General features: G+C 67.8%; 15 protein-coding genes. 13 read left to right on the top strand and 2 right to left on the bottom strand.

The window, feature by feature from the left end; translation table 11 throughout:
- Positions 1–136 precede the first annotated feature (136 nt).
- The 8 genes from AB6V31_RS11365 to AB6V31_RS11330 all read left to right on the top strand — a co-directional run bounded on the left by AB6V31_RS11365 (position 137) and on the right by AB6V31_RS11330 (position 10,672).
- Positions 137–1,270 (top strand): 5-(carboxyamino)imidazole ribonucleotide synthase, encoded by a 1,134-nt coding sequence (locus AB6V31_RS11365; RefSeq protein WP_369365743.1) that lies wholly within the window; start codon positions 137–139, stop codon positions 1,268–1,270.
- A 94-nt stretch (positions 1,271–1,364) separates the two neighbouring features.
- On the top strand, positions 1,365–1,832 hold the full coding sequence (purE, locus tag AB6V31_RS11360; protein ID WP_074694385.1) for a 5-(carboxyamino)imidazole ribonucleotide mutase: 468 nt from the start codon (positions 1,365–1,367) through the stop codon (positions 1,830–1,832).
- On the top strand, positions 1,829–3,292 hold the full coding sequence (locus tag AB6V31_RS11355; protein WP_369365741.1) for an LCP family protein: 1,464 nt from the start codon (positions 1,829–1,831) through the stop codon (positions 3,290–3,292). Before purE ends, AB6V31_RS11355 begins: the two co-directional genes overlap by 4 nt.
- Positions 3,289–4,392 (top strand): glycosyl transferase, encoded by a 1,104-nt coding sequence (locus AB6V31_RS11350; protein ID WP_369365740.1) that lies wholly within the window; start codon positions 3,289–3,291, stop codon positions 4,390–4,392. Before AB6V31_RS11355 ends, AB6V31_RS11350 begins: the two co-directional genes overlap by 4 nt.
- A gap of 28 nt (positions 4,393–4,420) precedes the next feature.
- On the top strand, positions 4,421–6,676 hold the full coding sequence (locus AB6V31_RS11345; protein ID WP_369365738.1) for a glycosyltransferase: 2,256 nt from the start codon (positions 4,421–4,423) through the stop codon (positions 6,674–6,676).
- 38 nt (positions 6,677–6,714) lie between these two features.
- Complete coding sequence (locus tag AB6V31_RS11340; RefSeq protein WP_369365737.1) at positions 6,715–7,656, top strand: glycosyltransferase family A protein; 942 nt, start codon at positions 6,715–6,717, stop codon at positions 7,654–7,656.
- 62 nt (positions 7,657–7,718) lie between these two features.
- A complete protein-coding gene (locus AB6V31_RS11335; protein WP_369365736.1) occupies positions 7,719–8,249 on the top strand; it encodes a hypothetical protein in 531 nt (176 codons plus the stop codon).
- Positions 8,246–10,672: a hypothetical protein gene (locus AB6V31_RS11330; protein WP_369365735.1), complete on the top strand. Its 2,427-nt coding sequence runs from the start codon at positions 8,246–8,248 to the stop codon at positions 10,670–10,672. Before AB6V31_RS11335 ends, AB6V31_RS11330 begins: the two co-directional genes overlap by 4 nt.
- A 59-nt stretch (positions 10,673–10,731) precedes the next feature.
- Here the strand turns inward: AB6V31_RS11330 and AB6V31_RS11325 are convergent, their stop codons facing one another.
- Positions 10,732–12,150, bottom strand: a complete 1,419-nt coding sequence (locus AB6V31_RS11325; RefSeq protein ID WP_369365734.1) for a sugar nucleotide-binding protein — start codon at positions 12,148–12,150, stop codon at positions 10,732–10,734.
- Between the two features lie 5 nt (positions 12,151–12,155).
- Positions 12,156–13,154 carry a dTDP-glucose 4,6-dehydratase gene (gene rfbB / locus AB6V31_RS11320; protein WP_369365733.1) on the bottom strand — a complete coding sequence of 333 codons (999 nt, stop codon included), beginning with the start codon at positions 13,152–13,154 and terminating at the stop codon, positions 12,156–12,158.
- An 83-nt stretch (positions 13,155–13,237) separates the two neighbouring features.
- Here rfbB and rfbA point away from each other — a divergent pair, with 83 nt between their 5' ends.
- The 5 genes from rfbA to AB6V31_RS11295 all read left to right on the top strand — a co-directional run bounded on the left by rfbA (position 13,238) and on the right by AB6V31_RS11295 (position 20,053).
- The gene (gene rfbA / locus AB6V31_RS11315) at positions 13,238–14,110 is read left to right on the top strand and encodes a glucose-1-phosphate thymidylyltransferase RfbA (RefSeq protein WP_369365732.1); all 873 of its coding nucleotides are present in this window, start codon (positions 13,238–13,240) and stop codon (positions 14,108–14,110) included.
- A complete protein-coding gene (locus AB6V31_RS11310) occupies positions 14,107–15,984 on the top strand; it encodes a rhamnan synthesis F family protein (RefSeq protein WP_369365730.1) in 1,878 nt (625 codons plus the stop codon). Before rfbA ends, AB6V31_RS11310 begins: the two co-directional genes overlap by 4 nt.
- 1 nt (position 15,985) lies before the next feature.
- Positions 15,986–17,893: a rhamnan synthesis F family protein gene (locus tag AB6V31_RS11305; protein WP_369365729.1), complete on the top strand. Its 1,908-nt coding sequence runs from the start codon at positions 15,986–15,988 to the stop codon at positions 17,891–17,893.
- A 109-nt stretch (positions 17,894–18,002) separates the two neighbouring features.
- Entirely contained in the window at positions 18,003–18,848 is an 846-nt protein-coding gene (locus AB6V31_RS11300) for an ABC transporter permease (RefSeq protein ID WP_369366238.1), read from the top strand.
- An 8-nt stretch (positions 18,849–18,856) separates the two neighbouring features.
- Positions 18,857–20,053: an ABC transporter ATP-binding protein gene (locus tag AB6V31_RS11295; protein WP_369366237.1), complete on the top strand. Its 1,197-nt coding sequence runs from the start codon at positions 18,857–18,859 to the stop codon at positions 20,051–20,053.
- The last annotated feature ends 84 nt before the right edge of the window (positions 20,054–20,137 follow it).

Genomic DNA, 20,137 nt, shown 5'->3' with positions numbered 1-20,137 from the left:
TCCGCCCTTGGGGTGCGTCGTGGCCTCCGCCCGGCGCTCCGCCGATCGGCTGCCATCTTGATCGCGGCGGCCCGCCGGGCCCGGCTCGCGCCCCCGCGGGCGGCCCGACAGAATGGATGCCGACGGAAGGAGCGGCATGGCGCTGCGAGTCGGAGTGGTCGGTGGCGGACAGCTGGCGCGGATGATGATCGCGCCCGCCGTGGAGATGGGGGTCGGGATCCGCGTCCTCGCGGAGGACGAGGGCATGTCGGCGGCACTCGCCGCGACCGCCGTCGGCGACTACCGCGACGCCGCAACGGTGCTCGCCTTCGCCCGTGACGTCGACGTCATCACCTTCGACCACGAGCACGTGCCGCAGGACGTGCTGGCCGCCCTGGTCGACGCCGGCGTCGCCGTCCACCCCGGACCCGCACCCCTCGGCGTCGCTCAGGACAAGCTCGTCATGCGCGCGAAGATGGCCGAGCTCGGGCTTCCTCAGCCCGACTGGGCCGCCGTGTCCACGGCATCCGACCTGCAGGAATTCCTCGACGCGCACGGTGGGCGAGCGGTCGTGAAGACGCCGCGCGGCGGGTACGACGGCAAGGGCGTCCGGGTGGTCTCCGCCGCCACCGAGGCGGACGACTGGTTCGCCGCGCTCGCCGAGGACGGCAACGGCGGTGCCCTCCTCGCTGAAGAACTGGTCGACTTCACCCGAGAACTGGCCCAGCAGGTCGCCCGACGCCCCTCCGGCGAGGTGCGCGCGTACCCCGTCGTCGAGACCGTGCAGCGCGGCGGGGTCTGCGCCGAGGTCGTGGCCCCGGCGCCCCGCGCCGACGCCCGCGTCCAGCGCGTCGCCGCCGAGATCGGCGTCGCGGTCGCGGAGGGACTGGGCGTGACCGGCATGCTCGCCGTCGAGCTGTTCGAGACGAGCGACCAGCGCATCCTGATCAACGAGCTCGCCATGCGTCCGCACAACAGCGGTCACTGGACGCAGGACGGTGCGATCACGAGCCAGTTCGAGCAGCACCTGCGCGCGGTCCTCGACCTGCCCCTCGGATCGACGGATGCCGTGGCCCCGTGGACGGTCATGATCAACGTCCTGGGCGGCCCCGCCGAGGGCGGCCTCGACGAGCGGTTCGCCGCCGCCATGGCCGCGCACCCCGCCGCGAAGATCCACACCTACGGCAAGGCCCCGCGCCCGGGCCGCAAGGTGGGCCACGTCAACGTCATCGGGGAGGACCTCGACGACGTCGTCTACGAGGGTCGCGCGGCCGCCGCGTTCTTCGACTGAGCGCGCCGTTCCGAGATCTTCCAGCGAGCCGCCCTACCCTGGACCGGTGACCCGGCCGCTGCATTCTTCCGAGACGCCCGTGGTCGGCGTCGTCATGGGCTCCGACTCCGACTGGCGCGTGATGAACGCCGCCAGCGAGGTGTTGACCGAGTTCGGCATCCCGCATGAGGTCGAGGTGGTCTCCGCCCACCGCACCCCCGACAAACTCGTCCGTTACGGGCGCGAGGCGCGTGGGCGCGGGCTGCGCGCCATCATCGCGGGGGCCGGGGGAGCCGCGCACCTGCCGGGCATGTTGGCATCCGTCACCGCCCTCCCCGTCATTGGCGTCCCCGTGCAGCTGGCGACGCTCGACGGCCTCGACTCGCTGCTCTCGATCGTCCAGATGCCCGCGGGCATCCCCGTGGCCACCGTCTCGATCAACGGGGCGAAGAACGCTGGCCTCCTCGCCGCGCGGATCCTCGGCAGCGCCGACACCGCGCTCGCCGAGCGCGTCGAGGACTACGCGCGCGATCTCGAGGCGCAGGTCGAAGAGAAGAACCGTCGCCTGAAGGACTCCCTATGACGCTCGCCGCCGCCCGGCCCCGCTCTCGGACGCACGTCGTCGAGCAGCGTCCGATGCGTCACCCCGACGCGAACTCGCGGGCGGTCATGACCCGTCGCGGGTGGTGGCTCGTCGCGCTCAACTTCCTCCTTCCCGGTTCCGCTCAGGTTCTGGCGGGCAACAGGCGGCTCGGCCGGATCGGCCTCGGCGCCACCCTTGCGATGTGGACGATCCTGGTGCTCGCCGGTCTCGGAGCCCTGCTCATGCCCAGCGGACTGTTCGCCCTGGCGACCGGATCGTTCATCCCCGACTTCCTGTCGTGGTTCCGGCCGCTGCCGCTGACGCTGGTGCAGATCGCGCTCATCGCGTACGCCGTGCTCTGGATCGTGCTGACCATCGACACGCTGCGGTTGGTCCGACTGGTCAAGGTCGGGCCTCTGTCCCGCGTGGCCATCGCCGTCGTCTCGGTGGCGCTGCTCGTCGTGTCCGGCTCGGGCGCGGCGTGGGCGGCGCAGGCGGCGGGAACGACCCGCGACACCTTCTCGGAGCTGTTCGCGCAGTCCGCCCCCGTCGTCCCGCCGTCCGACGGCTACTACAACATCCTCCTTCTGGGCGCCGACTCCGGCGAGGGGCGCGACTCCATGCGCTTCGACAGCATCTCGGTCGTCTCGATCAACGCCGACACGGGCGCGACCACGATCACTGGCATTCCGCGCGACATGCCGCACTTCCCCTTCGCGCCGGGGCCGATGCAGGACAAGTACCCCGACGGGCACACCGGATACGCCAACGCGACGTGCGGCTGGGGCAGCGGTATCAACCAGCTCCGCACCGAGGTCGAGGTGTGCCAGGACGGCAACAAGCTCTACCCTGACGCGGTCTCGCGGGGATCCGAGCCCGGCATCGAGGCGACGAAGGACGCCGCCGAGGGGATCATGGGCATCCAGATCCCGTACTACGTGCTGATCGACATGAAAGGCTTCGCCGACCTCGTCGACGCGCTCGGCGGTGTCGACATCGACGTCAAGGAACGCCTGCCCAAGGGCGGCCCCGCCTACGACGGTCAGCCGGTCGACGACTGGGCCTTCGGCTGGATCGAGCCCGGGCAGCAGCACATGAACGGCGACACCGCCCAGTGGTACGCCCGCTCGCGGTACACGACGAGCGATTTCGACCGCATGCGCCGCCAGCGCGAGCTGCAGGAGGCGATCCTCGCGCAGACCACCCCGCAGAACGTGCTCGCGCACTTCCAGGACGTGGCCACCGCCGGAACCAACATCGTCGAGACCGACCTGCCGCAGGGGCTCATCGCCCCTACCCTCGTGAACCTCGCCCTCGAGGCGAAGGGCCAGCCGGTCGGAACGCTCGAGCTAACCCCGGCGGGTGGGGTCGACGAGTTCGATCCCGACTACGCCCAGGTGCAGCAGATGGTGCACGACAAACTGCACCCGCCGACCGAGACGGAGGCGCCCTCCTCGTGACCGTGACCCTGCGCGTCGTGCTGGACCAGCTCGTCGCCCCGACCTCCCTCGACCTCGCCGAAGCGTCCGCCTCGTTGACCGAGGCCCTCATCGCCACCGCCCCCCGCGGGTGCGATGTCGGCGCGATCGTCCCCTCGCCCGGAATACCCGACAGCGAGGCCATCGCCGGCCTGAGCTCCGAGACCCGTCTGTCGATGCGCCGCCGCGAGCTCGCGGCATCCTGGCAGCTCGGCGTCGCCCCCGGAATCGGCAAGGGGCTCATCCACTCGCCGACCCCGCTCGCCCCGCTCGTGCGCCACGACCGCGTCAACGAGACGCACCAGATCGTGGTGACCCTGTGGGACCTGCGCGCGTGGGAGACCCCCGAGGAACTGCCCAAGGCCGAGGTCCTCGCCGGCCGAGCTCTGCTCTCGCGCGCGACCAAGCACGCGGACGCCGTGATCGTGCCCACGCACGCGATGGCCGAGCGCCTCGCCGAGGTGGCCAAGCCCAAGCTCGTCAAGAAGCTGCGCGTCATCGGCGGCGCTCCCGCCGCGGGACTGCGCGTGCCCTCCGACGCCGTCGGGCGCCTGCGCGCCCTCGACCTGCCGCAGACCTTCGTCGCGGCAGCCGGGGGGAGCGCGGCCTCCGACGCCCTCGGGAGCGCGTTCGCCGCCGTCGTCGCCTCGGGGTGGGAGGGCGACGTCGTCGTCCTCGACGTGCCCGAGGGCGACGAGCCCGCCGTGATCGACCTCGCCGCCGCCGCGGGGCTGGCCGAGGGGCGCGTGCACGCCCGTGGCGCGCTCGACCGCTGGGACCGGGCGGCCATGCTCTCGCACGCGGTGGCGTTCGTGGCCTCGTCCGCGCGCGCGGACTGGCCGTGGCGCGCGGTCGACGCCCTCGCCGTGGGCATCCCCGTCGCGGCGGTCGACAGCCCCGTCCTCCACGAGGTCCTCGCCGACGCCGCCGCCTTCGCCCCGGCCGACGAACTCGGTGCCGCGCTCTCGCGAGCCCTGGGGGAGGACGCCGAGCGCTTGCGCGTGCTGGCCGGCGACCGCGCCAAGGGATTCGCCTGGGGAGCCTCGGCCGACCGGGTGTGGGCGCTGCACGCGGAGCTGTGAGGCGGGCGCCGGCTTCTACTATGGAGCCATGCAGCGTTCGCGCCTTCGAGGTCTGATCCGGCGCCTACGCGAAGCCCGTGGGGCGGGGGCGCTGGTGCGTGCCGCCGATCGGGTGTGGTGGTACCGCGTCATCTCGGCCTCGCCTCTCGTCGACCCGGAGTACTACGCCGCTCAGCTGGGTCTTCGTCGGCTGCCGGCATCCGTCGCCATCGCGCACTACGTCATACGCGGTTTCCGGCGGGGCATGAGCTTGAACCCCCTGTTCGACGATGTCGTCGCGGGCTGGGAACTGCCCGAGGTCACGCGCGTCCCCGCGTTGTACGCCTACCTCGTGAACGAGCGCGAGACGATCTCGATCCACCCATGGTGGGATGCGGTGGCCTACGGAGCGCAGCACGGCGGGCCCGGGCTCGAGGCGGCATGGGGGCGTCGCGAAAGCGGTCTGCAGGTGCGCGTGGCGGGCCACGAGTGGACCCTGACCGTCGCGGAGATCCGTCGCCGTGCGATCTCCGCCGCTCGCCAGTGGCGCCGGGGAACCCGGAAGGGCCAGGCGGCCCCTCCTCGCGACGTCGCCCTGATCCGTATCGTCCAGGCCCACGATCGACGTTACGTGCGCAAGCTCGTGCAGGCGGCGCAGCGCGTCGACGGGTGGGACGTGCTCGTTCCCCTCGTGGACGTGGATGCCAGTCAATGGGTGTCCACTGCTCTGCTCGCGGATCTCGTGCCCGGGCTGCGCGTGAGCGGTCATCGGCGGGGGACGAGGTGGCTCTCGGTGGTCGCCGCCGCGGTTCGCAGCACGTCGGCACCCGTCGTGGCGGTCCTCGATCCCCGAGCGGAGTTCGACGACGCCCAGCTCGACGCCCTGGTCGCGCAGGCATCGGCGGGGGCGGCCGTGTGCGCGGCTCATCGCGCCCCCGACGGCACGATCGACGCCGTGGGAGCCGCCGATGTCGGTGGGGATAGGCCGTACGCCCTGTTGTCCGGCTTGCCCGGCGATGACCTGGCGGGACTGCCCGAGTCGGTCGATGTGCCCCTCCTGTCCGGCCGCACGTTCTCCATGCCCGCCGCGATTTTGCGCCGCTCGCTCGACACCCTCGACGACGGAGAACCCGACGCCCTCTCCGCGATCTCGCGGACCGTTCGCGACGAACTCCCCCTTCGAGCGCTGCCCCGCGTGAACCCGGTGCTGGACGAACCCGCTTTCGCCTTCTCGGCGAGGCCCGCCGCCCGCCGCGGCGTTCGTCGGCATGGCGCGGACGATCGCTCGGGCGCGGAGGCCGTGCTTGCGACCGCCGGGTTCCGCGTCGAGAGCTGGAGCGAGGCGGAAGCGGGGCGCATCGAGCCCGTCCTGACCTGGGTCAGGCCGCACCCCGACGCTCGGCGGTGGGCGATCAAGATGTGCGCACCCGCCGGTAAGCAGGGCGCCGTCTGGGGCGATGCGCACTTCGCTCGCGGGCTCGCCAACGCTCTGCGCCGACTCGGCCACACCGTGGTCGTGGACGCCTACGACGCGCGGGCGCGTTCGACGAGCTCGGTCGACGACGTCTCTGTCGCGATCCGCGGGCCGTATGCGTTCGAGTCGACGTCGACGGGAGTGAACCTCGAGTGGATCATCAGCCACCCCGACTCCCTGACCCGCGAAGAGGTGGCGGGATTTGACCGCGTCTTCGCCGCGTCGCACGGCTGGGCCGAGCGGGCGGGCCGTCGATGGGGTCTCGACATCGCGACGCTGCTGCCGTGCACCGACACCGACGTGTTCCACCCGCGCGGTCTACCGCGGGACGAGGACATCGTCTTCGTCGGGAAGACGCGCGGGGCGGTCCGCCCGAGCGTGGTCGAGCCCGTGAAGGCAGGCATTCCCGTGCGCGTCTACGGGCCCGACTGGGCGCACTTCGTGCCCGCGTCATCGATCGCCGCGAAGTCCATCCCGCACGAACGTCTTGCAGAGCGCTACGAAACGGCATCCATCGTCCTGAACGATCAATGGCCCGACATGCAGCGGGAAGGATTCATGACCCTGCGTCCGTTCGACGTCGTCGCGGTCGAGGGTCGTCTCGTTTCCGAGCCGGTCGAGGGCCTCGAGGATCTGTTCGACGGAGCCGTGGTCACCTATCGCGACACCGCGCACCTCGTCGAGATGCTCTCGGCCCCCGCCGACGACCTCTTCCCCGACGCCGAGCGGCTCCGGCAGATCGCCGCGCGCGTGCGTGAAGAGCACTCGTTCGACGCGCGAGCCGCCGTTCTCGACCAGGCGGCGCGCGAGATCGCCGCTCGCCGCCGCTGACACCGGTCGGACTCTACCTCACCCCTATGCTCGGACCCATGCCTTCTCGCGTGGGAATCGTCGTCCGAACCCGCAGGCGCCCCGACTTCCTCCGCCGCGCGCTGGCGGATGTCGCGGCGCAGACCTTCCACGACTACCGCATCGTGGTCGTGAACGACGGGGGAGTCCCCGACGAGGTCGAAGCAATAGTCGCTGCCTCCGACGTACGAGACGCCGTTCAGGTCCGCCACATCGCGGAGGGTGAGGGCGGCCGGTGCATCGCCGCGAACGCCGGCGTGCGCGACGCCGGGACGGACCTCGTCGTGCTCCACGACGACGACGACCGCTGGCATCCGGAATTCCTTTCTCGCACCACGGCGTGGCTCGAGGGTCATCCCGGAGCCCCCGCCGTCGCCGTCCCGACCGAGATCGTCTACGAGGAGCGGCGCGGCGGCACCTGGACCGAGGTCGGCCGGGCCCCCTTCTGGGCGGGGATGCAGCGCATCTCGCTCGGCGAGATGATGAGCGTCAACCGGGCGGTCCCGATCTCGGTACTGTACCGCCGCTCGATCCACGACGAGATCGGCTGGTACGACGAATCCCTCGACGCGGTCGAGGACTGGGACTTGTACCTCCGCATCCTCCGCGCCGGCGAGATCGGTTTCCTCCCCGGCGAGGCGCTGGCCTTCTGGACGCAGAGACCGGATGCCACGGGCCTCGACGCCAACAGCATGTTCGCTCTCACCGAGGCGCACGCCGTCGACGATGCGCGCGTCCGCGACAGAGCCCTCGCGGAGTGGGTGCGTCGCGAGGGGCCGGGTCTGCCGCTGTACATGGCGAGTCTGCATGCGGAGCTGAAGGCGCACGTCGACAGGCGCATAGAAGACGGGGCCGACCGCTTGCGCGCGCAGATCCGGGACGATCTTCGCCACGAACTCGATTCGCATCAGCCGCTGTGGTCGCGGCTGCGCAGCCTCCGACGCCGGCTGGGTCGTCGGTAACGTCCTGGTGTCCTGCGGCGTGGGCGGCAGCGTGTTCAGGGCGTCGCACGCATAATGATCGCGTGAAGAATGCTATCGACGCGGCCGTTCCGTCATCCTTCCGGCGCGCGCGCTTCGTGCTGCCCCTTCTGCTCGCCGTCGGCGCACTGACCTTCTCCGGGTGCGGAAGCACGCCGGGCTCCACCACGCCCACTCCGACCGGCGCGGAGACCAGCGCCACGCCGACGGGTTCGCCGACCCCCGGTGAATCCTCATCCCCGACCCCCACCGCGAGCGAGGGGAGCTCGGAGGCGACTGACGCGCCGTTCAACGGTGAGATCCTCATCATCACCTCCGAGGTGCGTGACGGGGCCCTGCAGGTCTCCGCAATGGTCCCGGGGGTATCCGAGTCCGGTGGCACGTGCACCCTCACCTTGGTGTCGACAGGGGCCAAGGTCGAGTCCACCGCGAATGAGGGTAAGGACGTCACCTACTGCGGTCTGATGTCGATCGCCGTCGGAGACTCATCGGCTGACCCTGCCTTTCAGGTCGCGTATTCCTCCCGCACCACCTCGGCGAAGTCCGCGGTGACGACTGTCGAGCCGACCTCGTGATCCGTCCCACCGGTCGCCGTCGTCTGGCGGCGGTCGTCGCGGCATGGGCCTGTGGACTCGCTCTGCTCGTCGCGGCACCGATCGCGTTGCCCGCCACCATCGCTCCGGTAGAACCCGCCGCGGCCGCCAACGCTGCTGATTGGAACCCCGGCAACATCATCGACGACGCCGTCTTCTACGACGGCAACGCACTGGGTTCGCCCGAGATTCAGGCGTTCATGGAGCGTCAGGTCCGCAATTGTCAGTCGGGTTACACCTGCGTCAAGGACTATCGGCAGAACACCGACAACCGCCCGGTCGACAAGTACTGCAACGGGTACGCCGGCGCGCCGAACGAAAGCGCGTCGACGATCATCGATAAGGTCGCTCGCTCGTGCGGCATCAGCCAGAAAGCCCTGCTCGTCCTTCTGCAGAAGGAACAGGGGCTCATCACCTCGACGGCACCGTCGTCGTGGAATTACTCGGCTGCAACGGGCCAAGGCTGCCCTGATACCGCGCCGTGCGATGCCGCAACCGCTGGGTTCTTCTACCAGGTGTACTACGCGGCGCGCCAGTTCGAGGTCTACCGCCTCAACCCGACATGGTGGGGTTACCAGTCAGGGCGTTGGAACAATATCCTGTACAACCCCAACGGCGGCTGCGGGACGCAGCGTGTCTACATCGAGAACCAGGCAACTGCGGGGCTCTACATCTACACGCCCTACGTGCCGAACCAGGCGGCACTGAACAACCTCTACGGCACCGGGGATGGCTGCTCCGCTTACGGCAATCGCAACTTCTGGCGCACTTTCGTCGACTGGTTCGGGACCACACGAGGAACGAACCCGAGCGGACCCTTCGGCGCCGTCGACGCGGTGACCGCGGTTCCCGGGGGCTTCGAAGTCTCGGGGTGGACGGCGGACCCCGACACGGCCGACCCGATCAACATCCAGATCTCGGTCGAGGGCACATCGAAGACCGTCCGTGCCGACGCCAACCGACCGGATGTGGGTGCCGCCTATCCCGCGCAAGGCCCGAATCACGGCTACTCCGTTCTCGTGCCGGTTGCGAAGACGGGGAGCAACACGGTCTGCGTCACGGGAATTAACGTGGGCGCGGGCGGGGACAATCGCCTCGGGTGCATGACGGTCACGGCGATGGCGGGCTCGCCCATCGGAAATCTCGAGGCGGCGGTATCCGCCGCCGGCGGAATCACGGTCGCAGGCTGGGCCCTCGACCCCGACAGCACGCAGTCCATCGACGTCCACGTCTACGTGGACGGCGTCGGAACGATCGTTCCCGCGAACCTCCGCCGCGACGACATCGCCAACGGATACCCGCCTTACGGGAATGCGCATGGTTTCAGCAGGACCATCCCCGCGTCTCCGGGAAACCGTCAGGTCTGCGTCTACGCGATCAACGTCGGGCTGGGTGACAACGTCCAGTTGGCGTGCCGCACGGTGAACGTCGCCACACCGGTCGACAGGGGACTTCCTCCGATGGGGGCGCTCGACGCGATCACCGTCGATGGGCCGACTATCACCGCGAGCGGATGGGCGATCGATCCCGATACCGCGCTTCCGATCAGGGTCCGGATGGATGCAGGAGGTGCGCAGAGCACGACAGTCGCAGACGCCCTCCGCCCCGATGTGGATGCGGCGTTTCCCGGGTACGGGGCTGCTCACGGATTCACCGCCCGGTTGACGCTCTCGGGCGGAACCTACAACGTCTGCCTGACGGCGCTCAACACGGGCTCCGGCTCCGACACCACTCTCGGATGCCGGACCGTCACCGTAGCCGTGCCCGATCTCGGTCGCGCTCCGATCGGAGTCGTCGATGCGGTGTCGGTGTCCGGGATGACGGCCACGGTCAGCGGCTGGGCACTCGATCTCGACACGGTCGATCCCTTGTCCATCCACATCTACGTCAACAACCGCAGCGCGGCGTACGTCGCGAACAAGAGTCGCCCCGACGTCGGGGCTGCTTATCCGCTCCAGGGGGCGAACCACGGGTACACCGAGTCGGTCGCCGTGCCGGCCGGAACCTCGTCGGTCTGCGTCTACGCGATCAACAACGGAGCGGGTGGCAATTCGCTCATCGGATGTCGGACGATCGATGTGCCGGACCACTCCCGTCCGCCGGTCGGCAACCTCGAATACGTAGGAGTCTCCGGGCGTTCCATCGTGGTCGCCGGATGGGCGTTCGATCCGGACACCACCGCCCCGATCGACGTGCACGTCTACGTCGACGGTATCGGTCGGGCCATCCGCGCCGACGCGGCGCGTGCGGACGTGGCAGCGGTGTATCCCGGTGTGGGCTCTCAACACGGTTTCTCGAGCACGATCGCATCGACGAGCGGCGCTCACACGGTGTGCGTCTATCCGATCAACGACGTGACGGGACCGAACACCTTCCTGGGATGCCGCACGGTCACGATCCCCTGAAGCGCCATGACGAAGGCCGCCACCCCGAGGGGCGGCGGCCTTCGTCATGTATTGGGCGGTCAGCCCTCGAGATAGCGGACGAGGGAATCGTCTCCCACCCGCGGAACGAAGCCGGATTCGCGCAGTCGATCGAGCGCGAGAGTGCTGGACAGCGGTCGCGGGGCGACCGGCGCGCTCGCGGAAGAGAAGTACTCCTCGGTGGCCACGCCCGTGACCTTCATCGGGTCGTGCCCGGTCAACTCGAAGACGCGTCGCGCGATATCCGCCCAGGTCATATCGGCACCTTCGCTCGTCACGTTGTACGTCCCGAAGGGTGCCCTCGTGTCGAGTAGATGCCGCACGGCGGCCGCGATCTCGTCTGTGAAGCTCAGCCGACCACGCTGGTCGTCGACCACCCGCGGACTGATCCCACGCTCGGCGAGCGACGCCATGGTTCGGACGAAGTTGGGACCGTCTCCGATGACCCAGCTCGTCCGGAGAATGTAATGGCGGGGAACACCCGACACGATCGCATCCCCCGCAGCTTTCGTCTGGCCGTATACACCCAGCGGCGAGAACGGCGCTTCCTCGGTGTATCCCCCCTCTTCGCGTCCATCGAAGACGTAGTCGCTCGACACATGGACGAGGGTGACCCCGTTCGCGGCAGCGACGCGCGCGAGGCTCGCCACAGCCGTGACATTCGACGCCCAGGCCGCGACCCGTCCCTCGGGGGTCTCGGCCGCGTCGACCTTCGTGTACGCGGCGGCGTTGATGATGGTGCCGTAGTCGCGCCAGCGGCGCGCGCCATCCAGATCGGGGGACGTGAGGTCGAGGTCGTCGCGCGTCGCGTACTCGATCCAGGGATGCTCTCCGAATTCCGCACGGAGGGCCCGGCCGAGCTGGCCGTTCGCACCGGTGACGAGGATCTTCTGCGGCGGCATCGGGATCACGTCGGACAGTCGCGGGTGCGCCTTGTCTTTCGCGCTGATCTCGACCTGGGACAGGGGGATGGGCCACTCGATCGCGGCTGTCTCATCGGCGAGGTTGAGGAACGTGTACGTCGCGTCGGGAGACCAGTGGTCGTTCACCAGGTAGGTGTAGGCCGTGTCGGCTTCGAGGGTCTGATAGGAATTGCCGACTCCGCGGGGAACGAAGATCGCGGTCGACGGGTCGAGTTCGGTCGTGAAGACGGCGCCGAAACTCTCTCCCTCGCGAAGGTCGACCCAGGCACCGAAGATACGTCCCGTGGCGACGGAGACGTACTTGTCCCAGGGTTCCGCGTGAATGCCGCGAGTGGTGCCGACGGCGTCGTTGAACGAGATGTTGTTCTGGACCGGGCCGAAGTCCGGCAGATCGACGCCGGCGGCGGTCATCTTCTCGCGTTGCCAGTTCTCCTTGAACCATCCGCGTGCATCTCCGTGCACCGGGAGGTCGAGGACGACGAGACCCGGGATGGGTGTCTCGCGCACGGACAGGGTCTTACCGAAGGCGATCGACATCGCAGTCACTGACCCTTGCTCGCGTAGAACGCCTCGACGCCGTCTTTGGTGGGCGCCCACCAGGCCTCGTTGTCGCGATACCAGTCAATGGTCGCGGCGAGTCCGGATTCGAAGTCGCCATAGGCGGGGGTCCAGCCGAGCTCGGTCCGCAGTTTGCTCGAGTCGATCGCGTAACGGAGGTCGTGGCCGGGACGGTCGGTGACGAGGTCGTACGCGTCCGCCGGCTGACCGTTGATCTGCAGGATCATTTCGACGACGCTCTTATTGTCCTTCTCGCCGTCGGCGCCGATGAGGTACGTCTCGCCGATCTCGCCCTTGTCGAGGATGGTGAGGACGGCGGAGGAGTGATCGTCGGCGTGAATCCAGTCGCGGACGTTCTCTCCGGTCCCGTAAAGCTTCGGGCGAATCCCTCGCAGTACGTTGGTGATCTGCCGGGGGATGAACTTCTCCACGTGCTGATAGGGCCCGTAGTTGTTCGAGCAGTTGCTGATAGTGGCGCGGACACCGAACGAGCGCACCCACGCCCGCACGAGCAGGTCGGAACCCGCCTTCGTGGACGAGTACGGGGAGGAGGGGTTGTACGGCGTCTGCTCGGTGAAGCGCGCCGGGTCGTCGAGCTCTAGGTCGCCGTAGACCTCGTCGGTGGAGATGTGGTGGAAACGCACATCGTGGCGACGTGCGGCCTCCAGCAAGGTGTAGGTGCCGATGATGTTCGTATCGAGGAACGGCCGCGGATCGTGCAGGGAGTTGTCGTTGTGTGACTCCGCGGCGTAGTGCACGACGGCGTCGGCGTCGGCGACGAGCGGGTCGACGACGGCCGCGTCGGCGATGTCTCCGACGACCAATCGGACGCGGTCGGCGGGCAGCCCCTCCAGCGACGCGCGGTTGCCGGCGTAGGTCAGCTTGTCGAGCACAGTCACCGTGTGGTCGGTGTGCGCGACGACGTGGTGCACGAAGTTGGAACCGATGAAACCGGCGCCACCGGTCACGAGAAGACGACTCATGCCGTCCAGGTTAGCGGGGAGGCGCGTCCTCGCCTGGTGATCCCGGATTGGCGGTCCTTGCGGGATGAGCCAGACTTGACCTCATGCGCGGAATCATTCTGGCGGGCGGCACGGGCTCGCGACTCCACCCCATCACGTTGGGCATCTCCAAGCAGCTCGTCCCCGTCTACGACAAGCCGATGATCTACTACCCGCTGTCGACTCTCATCCTGGCCGGTATCCGCGACATTCTCATCATCACGACGCCCCAGGACTCCGAGCAATTCCAACGGCTCCTCGGTGACGGTTCTCGCTTCGGCATCTCGCTGACGTACCGGGTGCAGCCATCGCCTGACGGCCTCGCGCAGGCATTCATCCTGGGCGAAGAGCACATCGGGTCCGATTCGGTCGCCCTCGTCCTCGGAGACAACATCTTCTACGGGCAGGGGATGGGCACACGCCTGCGCCAGTACACAGAGCTCGACGGTGGCGTCGTCTTCGGCTACCGCGTCGCCGACCCGACGGCGTACGGTGTCGTCGAGTTCGACGGAGAGGGACGCGTCGTGTCTCTCGAGGAGAAGCCCGCCGTTCCAAAGAGCGATTACGCCGTCCCCGGCCTGTACTTCTACGACAACGACGTCATCGACATCGCACGTGAACTGAAGCCCTCGCCCCGCGGCGAACTGGAGATCACGGACGTCAACCGCACCTACCTCGAGCAGGGGCGCCTCCGCGTCGAGTTGCTCCCGCGGGGCACGGCATGGCTCGACACCGGCACTTTCGACTCCCTCAGTGAGGCGACGGAGTTCATCCGCACGGTCGAGAAGCGTCAGGGCCTGTCGATCGGTTGCCCCGAGGAAGTGGCGTGGCGCATGGGCTTCTTGACCGACGACGAACTGCGGGATCGGGCCGAGCCGCTGGTCAAGAGCGGGTACGGCAACTACCTGCTGAAGGCACTCGCGCAGGGGCACGAATGATCGACGAGAACCCCGGCCGTTTCCCCCTCGGGGGCCGACGGGCCGTCGTTTACGCGGCGACCGCCCGTAAGGGGCGATTGTCGGGCGCCGTCCATCACGCGCTGACCGGTCTTCGAGAGCTCGCCGATCACCTGGTCGTCGTGACCGGTGCCCTGTCGGCGGAGGAGCGCTCCCGTTTGGGGCAGATCACCGACGAGATCGTCTCGCAAGGCGACGCCGGAGAGGGATTGCACGCGCACGGGCCCTTCGTCCGGTCGCAGGCCGAGCGGATGAGCGTCTTCGACGAAGTGGTCCTCACGAACGATCAGTGGTTCGGTCCCGTCGGGCCCCTCCAGCCGGTCGTCGAGCGTATGGAAGATCGTTACCTCGACGTCTGGTCCCTCACCGATCGGCGCGCGGGCGTGCCGGGTTCCCGGACGGAAGGCGGCGACGGTCGCGTCCAGCTCAGCGGATACTGGCTGGCCGTGCGGCAGAGGGTGTGGCAGTCGGACGCGTGGGAGCGCCTGTGGCGGGGGATCAGCGCGACCCCGTCGGAGCGTCGCCACGCGAACGGAGCAGAGGTGGCGCTCAGCGAACAGCTCTCGGCGGCGGGTTTCCGTCTGGCCGCCGCATTCCCCAGCGAGAACTATCCGGCGGAGCACCCCGACATGTTCAATGTCGACCTGCTCCTGGCCGACGGCTGCCCGGCCGTTAAACGCGAGATATTCAACGGCTACCCACTCTTCTACGATCAGCACGCGATCGTCGGTCGACGCATCGCCGCGGCCATGGCGGAGCACGGCTACCCCGTCGATCTGTTGTGGAGCGATCTCGCCGCGACGGTGGCGCCCAAGCGCCTCCACACCAACGGCGCCATGCTCGAGGTGCTTCCCGACCGCGAGCTCGCGACGGGGCATGTGCCCCTGCGCATCCTGGGTATCGTCCACGTCGTCGACCTCGAGCCCCTCCCTGATCTGATCGCCCGCACCGTGCTCGTGCCGGGGATCGAGCGGATCGTGTTCACAATGGCGGATGCGCGTCATCGCGGTGCTATCCAGGCGGCATGGGAGGCGACGGGCCACGTCGAGGGGATCGCGGTCGAAATTCGAGAGGCGCTGGGCAGAAACACCCCCGACACCGCCGTCGTCTTCGACGAGTGCCGCGACCTCACGTTCAGCGACGAGGTCGATCTCGTCCTCGCCGTCCACACCGGGGCCGCGCCGTCAGTGACGAGGAACGCCCGTTCTTATTTCGAGAAGCAGCAATACGACTGCCTTCTGCACAGCCCGGGCTACACGGCCAACGTGATCCAGCTCTTCCGCGATCGCACGTCGCTCGGCATCGTCTTCCCACCGACTCCTCATATCGGCATGTCCACGCTCGGCGAGGGATGGTTGGGGCAGGCGGATGCCGTCTCCAAAACGATGAAGCGGTTGGGGATAGACGTCCCCCTCGACTGGGCCAGTCCCCACGCTCCCGTCGGGGGGATGTGGCTCGGTCGCCCCGAGGCACTGCGGTTGCTGGGAGGGCAGGAGTGGCCCGTCGGCGAGAAGACGAGCCTCGTTCACTCGCGGTTGCACGCGTACGCGGCGGGGGAACTCGGCTACCACGCCCGCACGGTCGCCACCGCAGAGCACGCAGGCCTCAGCCACGGCTCACTCGAGTACACGACCGATTTCATGTCACGGACCTCCTACGGGTATCCGGCGGGATACACCGCGCTCCTGCACCGCGCCGGCCCCGTCGGCGCGGGCCATGGCGTGGATTTCGCGCGCATGTGGGTGCGATATCGACGTCCCCACTGGTGGGGCGTGCTGTCGCGACTGGGTCGAGTGGCGCGCGCGACGCGCGCGGTCGGCCGGTCCGTTCGACGACGACTCCGAAAGAGAGCCTGACGTGGAAACTCCTTACGACACCATGAGTCGAGCCATCGTCTACGTGATCTACGACAAGCGCGGCCGCGTCGACGAAAGCGTGCTCTACGCCCTGCGCGGGCTTCGGCCCTTCGCGCGACGGATCGTCGCCGTCGTGAACGGGCGTCTGATCGACGACGCTCGTGCTGAACTCGAGCTCGTCGCCGACGATGTGCTGCAGCGTGAGAACACCGGTATGGACATCTGGGGGCAGAAGGCGGGCCTGGAGGCTCTCGGCGACGAGATCGAGTCGTACGACGAGGTGCTTCTCACCAACGACACCTGGTACGGACCCGTGCGACCGTTCGGCCCGATCTTCGAGCGGATGGACGCCGAAGACGTCGACTTCTGGGGGCTCACCGACCACCCGCGAGTGGAGCTCGAATCGTCGTGGACCGGTGAGATCATCCCCTATCACCTGCAGTCCTTCTGGATCGCCGTGCGTCGGCGCATGTTCTCCTCCGCGCAGTGGAAGGACTACTGGGCGGGATTGCCTGTTCTCCAGGACTGGACCGAAGCGGTGACACGGCATGAGGTCACCTTCACCGACCGTTTCGCCGCTCTCGGTTACCGTCACGGTGTCGTCTTCCCGCATCAGGACTACGACACCGAGAATCCGTCGATCTTCAACGCGGCGCAGATGCTCGACGCTGGCAACCCGATCGTCAAGCGCAAGCCGTTTTTCTTCTGGCCGATCACCATGGACCACGAGGCGTCCATCGGAAAGTGGCTCCTCGACAAGGTCGAGTCGTACGGTTACCCGCGCCGGCTCGTCTTGTCGTCGGCTGCGCGGACGTCGCCGCCGCGCGACCTGACGACCGACCTCGGGATGACCGATATCCTCCCCGACATCGATGTGTCGTACGACCCGACGCGTCCGCTCCGGGTCGTGGTCGTCGCTCACATCTTCTATGTGGACATGACCGACGAGATCCTCGATCGAGGCGATCTCCTCCCGTGCGACTACGACCTTGTCGTGACGACTCCCGACGCGCATCGCGCGAAGGCCATCGAAGAGATCCTGTCGGCGCGCGCGCGCGCGGGGCGTCGGACGGAGGTTCGCGTCCTTCCGTCCAACGACGGACGCGATCAGAGCGCATTCCTGATCGAGTGCCGCGACATCATCCTGGGCGACGACTACGACCTCATCGTCAAGGTGCACACGAAACGCACGCCGCAGCAGGGATTCACGGTCGGGCAGCACTTCAAGTCCCAGCAGCTCGACAACCTCCTTCCCAACGCGGGGTACGCCGCCAACCTCGTCGCTCTGTTCCAGAAAGAGGAAGGTCTCGGCCTCGCCTACCCCCCGATGATCCATATCGGGCAGGGAACGCTCGGCCACGCCTGGTGGGGCAATCGCCCACGCTTCGAGCAGGTAGCCGACCAGCTGGGCATCGAGGTCCCAATCGATTCGGTGTCTCCACTGGCGCCCTTCGGGTCGATGTACGTCGCGCGTCCGCGCGCCCTTCGACTGCTCGCCGAAGAGCGTTGGCGCTACAGCGAGTTCGGCGGCAAAGAGGCGTACAAGGACGGCGGGCTCGCACACGTCCTGGAGCGGATGCCGTCTTATGCGGCGGCCGAGAGCGGTTTTCACACGCGTACAGTCCTGACCGCTGAGTACGCCGCGTTGAGCCACACGGCGCTCGAGTTCAAGCTCGACGAACTCGCCGCGACCATCCCCGGAACCCTTCGTGACAAGGCCCTCTTCCTGCAACGCGCGGGGTGGATCGGCACCGGGCGCGCCGTGGACTTCTTCTTCATGTATCTGCGCGTCAACCGTCCCGACAAGCTGCCGCAGGCCGAGAAGGTCCGGCGGATCGCCGGGGCTCCCGGTCGGGCCGTCGATCGAGTGAAGCGTCTCCTGGGAGTTTCCAGCACGCCGTCCACATGAGCCGCAGATAGAATTCTGCTCTCCCGAAAGACGATGGTCAGGCTTGGAAAAAACACAAAGATTCGCGGTCCTCGAGGCGTTGCCGTTCGCGACCGTCGATGCGCGTGGAATGACACTGCCCGGTCGCGGGGGGAAGATCCGTGAGCTCTTCGCTCGCCGGGACCTCCTTTTCCTGCTGATCCGGCGTGACCTTCAAGCGCGGTACCGGGACAGCTTCCTGGGATTCCTCTGGACTGTCATCCGTCCATTGATTCAATTCCTCATGTACTTCATCGTGCTGGGGCAGTTCCTGCGCGCGGCCGAGGGCATTCCGAACTTCGCCATCTACCTCTTCGCCGGCCTCACGCTGTATCAATTCTTCAACGACACGGTGGCGGGCGCGACGGGATCGATCCTGATGAACGGCGGGCTGGTCAAGAAGATCTACCTCCCCCGTGAGATCTTCCCCTTCGCCAGCGTGGGAGGCGCAGGGTTCATGTTCCTGGTGCAGCTCGCCGTCCTCGTCGTGGCCGCCCTCATCTTCGGTGCCCTCCCCGAGCCCGCGCAGATGCTGTGGTTCTTCCCGTCGCTGGGTCTCGTGCTGCTGTACGGCACGGCCATCGGTCTGCTCTTGAGCGCGGTGAACGTCTATCTTCGCGACGTTCAGTACCTGACTGAGGTCGTTTTGATGCTCGCCATGTGGGCGTCGCCGATCGTATACTCCTGGCGGATGGTGAGCGATGTGATCGCCCGATTCTCGCTGCCGTCGTGGATGTTGGAGATCTATCTCGCGAACCCGTTGACGCTCGCCATCCTGGGGTTCCACAAGACATTCTGGGGGGCGGGTTCCCCGTCCGACTACCCGCCGAATCTGGAGTTGCGCATGCTGATCGCGGGTGTCGTGGGTCTCATCTTCCTGGTGGTCGCTCACCGTGTGTTCACCCGCCTTCAGGGCAACTTCGCGCAGGAGCTGTGACCGTGACGATGACAAAGGCCCCCGTGGTCGTCCGACTCACGGACGTCCGCAAGCGCTTCAAAGTCCGCCGCGACAACAGCCTGAAAGACCGGATCGTTCATCTCGGGCGGCAGGGCAAACGGCATCGCGAGGATTTCGTCGCCGTGAAAGACGTGTCCATCGACATCGAGGCCGGCACGACTGTGGCTCTCATGGGTGCCAACGGTTCGGGCAAGAGCACACTGTTGAAGTTGATCGGTGGAATCGTTTCGCCGTCCTCAGGCAGCGTGCAGACGAGAGGCCGCATGGCGGCCCTCCTCGAACTCGGTGCGGGGTTCCACCCGGATCTCAGCGGTCGTGAGAACATCTACCTGAACGCGTCCATCCTGGGGCTGACGCGTTCCGAGATCGACGACCGGTTCGACGACATCGTCGAGTTCAGCGGCATCAGTGACTTCATCGATACGGCCGTGAAGTTCTACTCCTCGGGAATGTACGTCCGGCTGGCGTTCTCCGTCGCCATCCACACCAACCCCGACGTCCTCCTGGTCGACGAGGTTCTCGCTGTCGGAGATGAGGCATTCCAGCGCAAGTGCATGGACCGCATCGCCCAGTTCCGCGCGGCGGGGTGCACCATCATCCTCGTGAGCCATTCCGCTCAGCAGGTCGCAGAGCTCTGCGACCGCGGAATCGTCCTGCGCAAGGGCGAGATCGTGCACGACGGCGACGTCGATGAGGCCATCGGCGTCCTGCGAGACGTTCTGGAAGGGCGTGATGAAGCCACCGCTACGGCGTCGGCCACATCGGCGCCCATCGCCGTGACGTCGATCGACATTCTCGACGAAGAGGGCGAGCGTCGCCGCACCTTCTCCTCGGGTCAGATGATCGACATCCGACTGACCCTTCTCTCCGGCCACCGCATCGACAAATGGGCCGCCGGGTTCAGCGTCAACACGCCGTTGGGGCACACCGTTTTCGCATCTAACACCGATCTCCTCCGAGCGGATCTTGCCCCGATCGAGGGAGAGACAGTGCTCGATTTCCGAGTCGATGCGTTGCACCTGGGGTCGGGCACGTATCACGTGCACGCGAACGCCGTCGCGCCGGACGAGGGTGGCGTGCATGGGATAGCGCACGGTGCGACTTTCTCCGTCGAGACGGCCGTACCGACCCTCGGATCGACGACCGCCGACGTCACCGTCGGGGTCCGCGGACCCCGAGACTGACGTCGGCGGTCACACGTCCGAGGTCACACGTCCGAGGTCACACGTCCGAGGTCACACGTCCGAGGTCACACGTCCGAGGTCACA

The sequence above is a fragment of the Microbacterium sp. 16-032 genome (assembly GCF_041079455.1).
Taxonomy (GTDB): Bacteria; Actinomycetota; Actinomycetes; order Actinomycetales; family Microbacteriaceae; genus Microbacterium; species Microbacterium testaceum_A.
The sequence above is the reverse complement of the archived record's forward strand: the minus strand, read 5'-3'. Positions and strand labels throughout refer to the sequence as shown.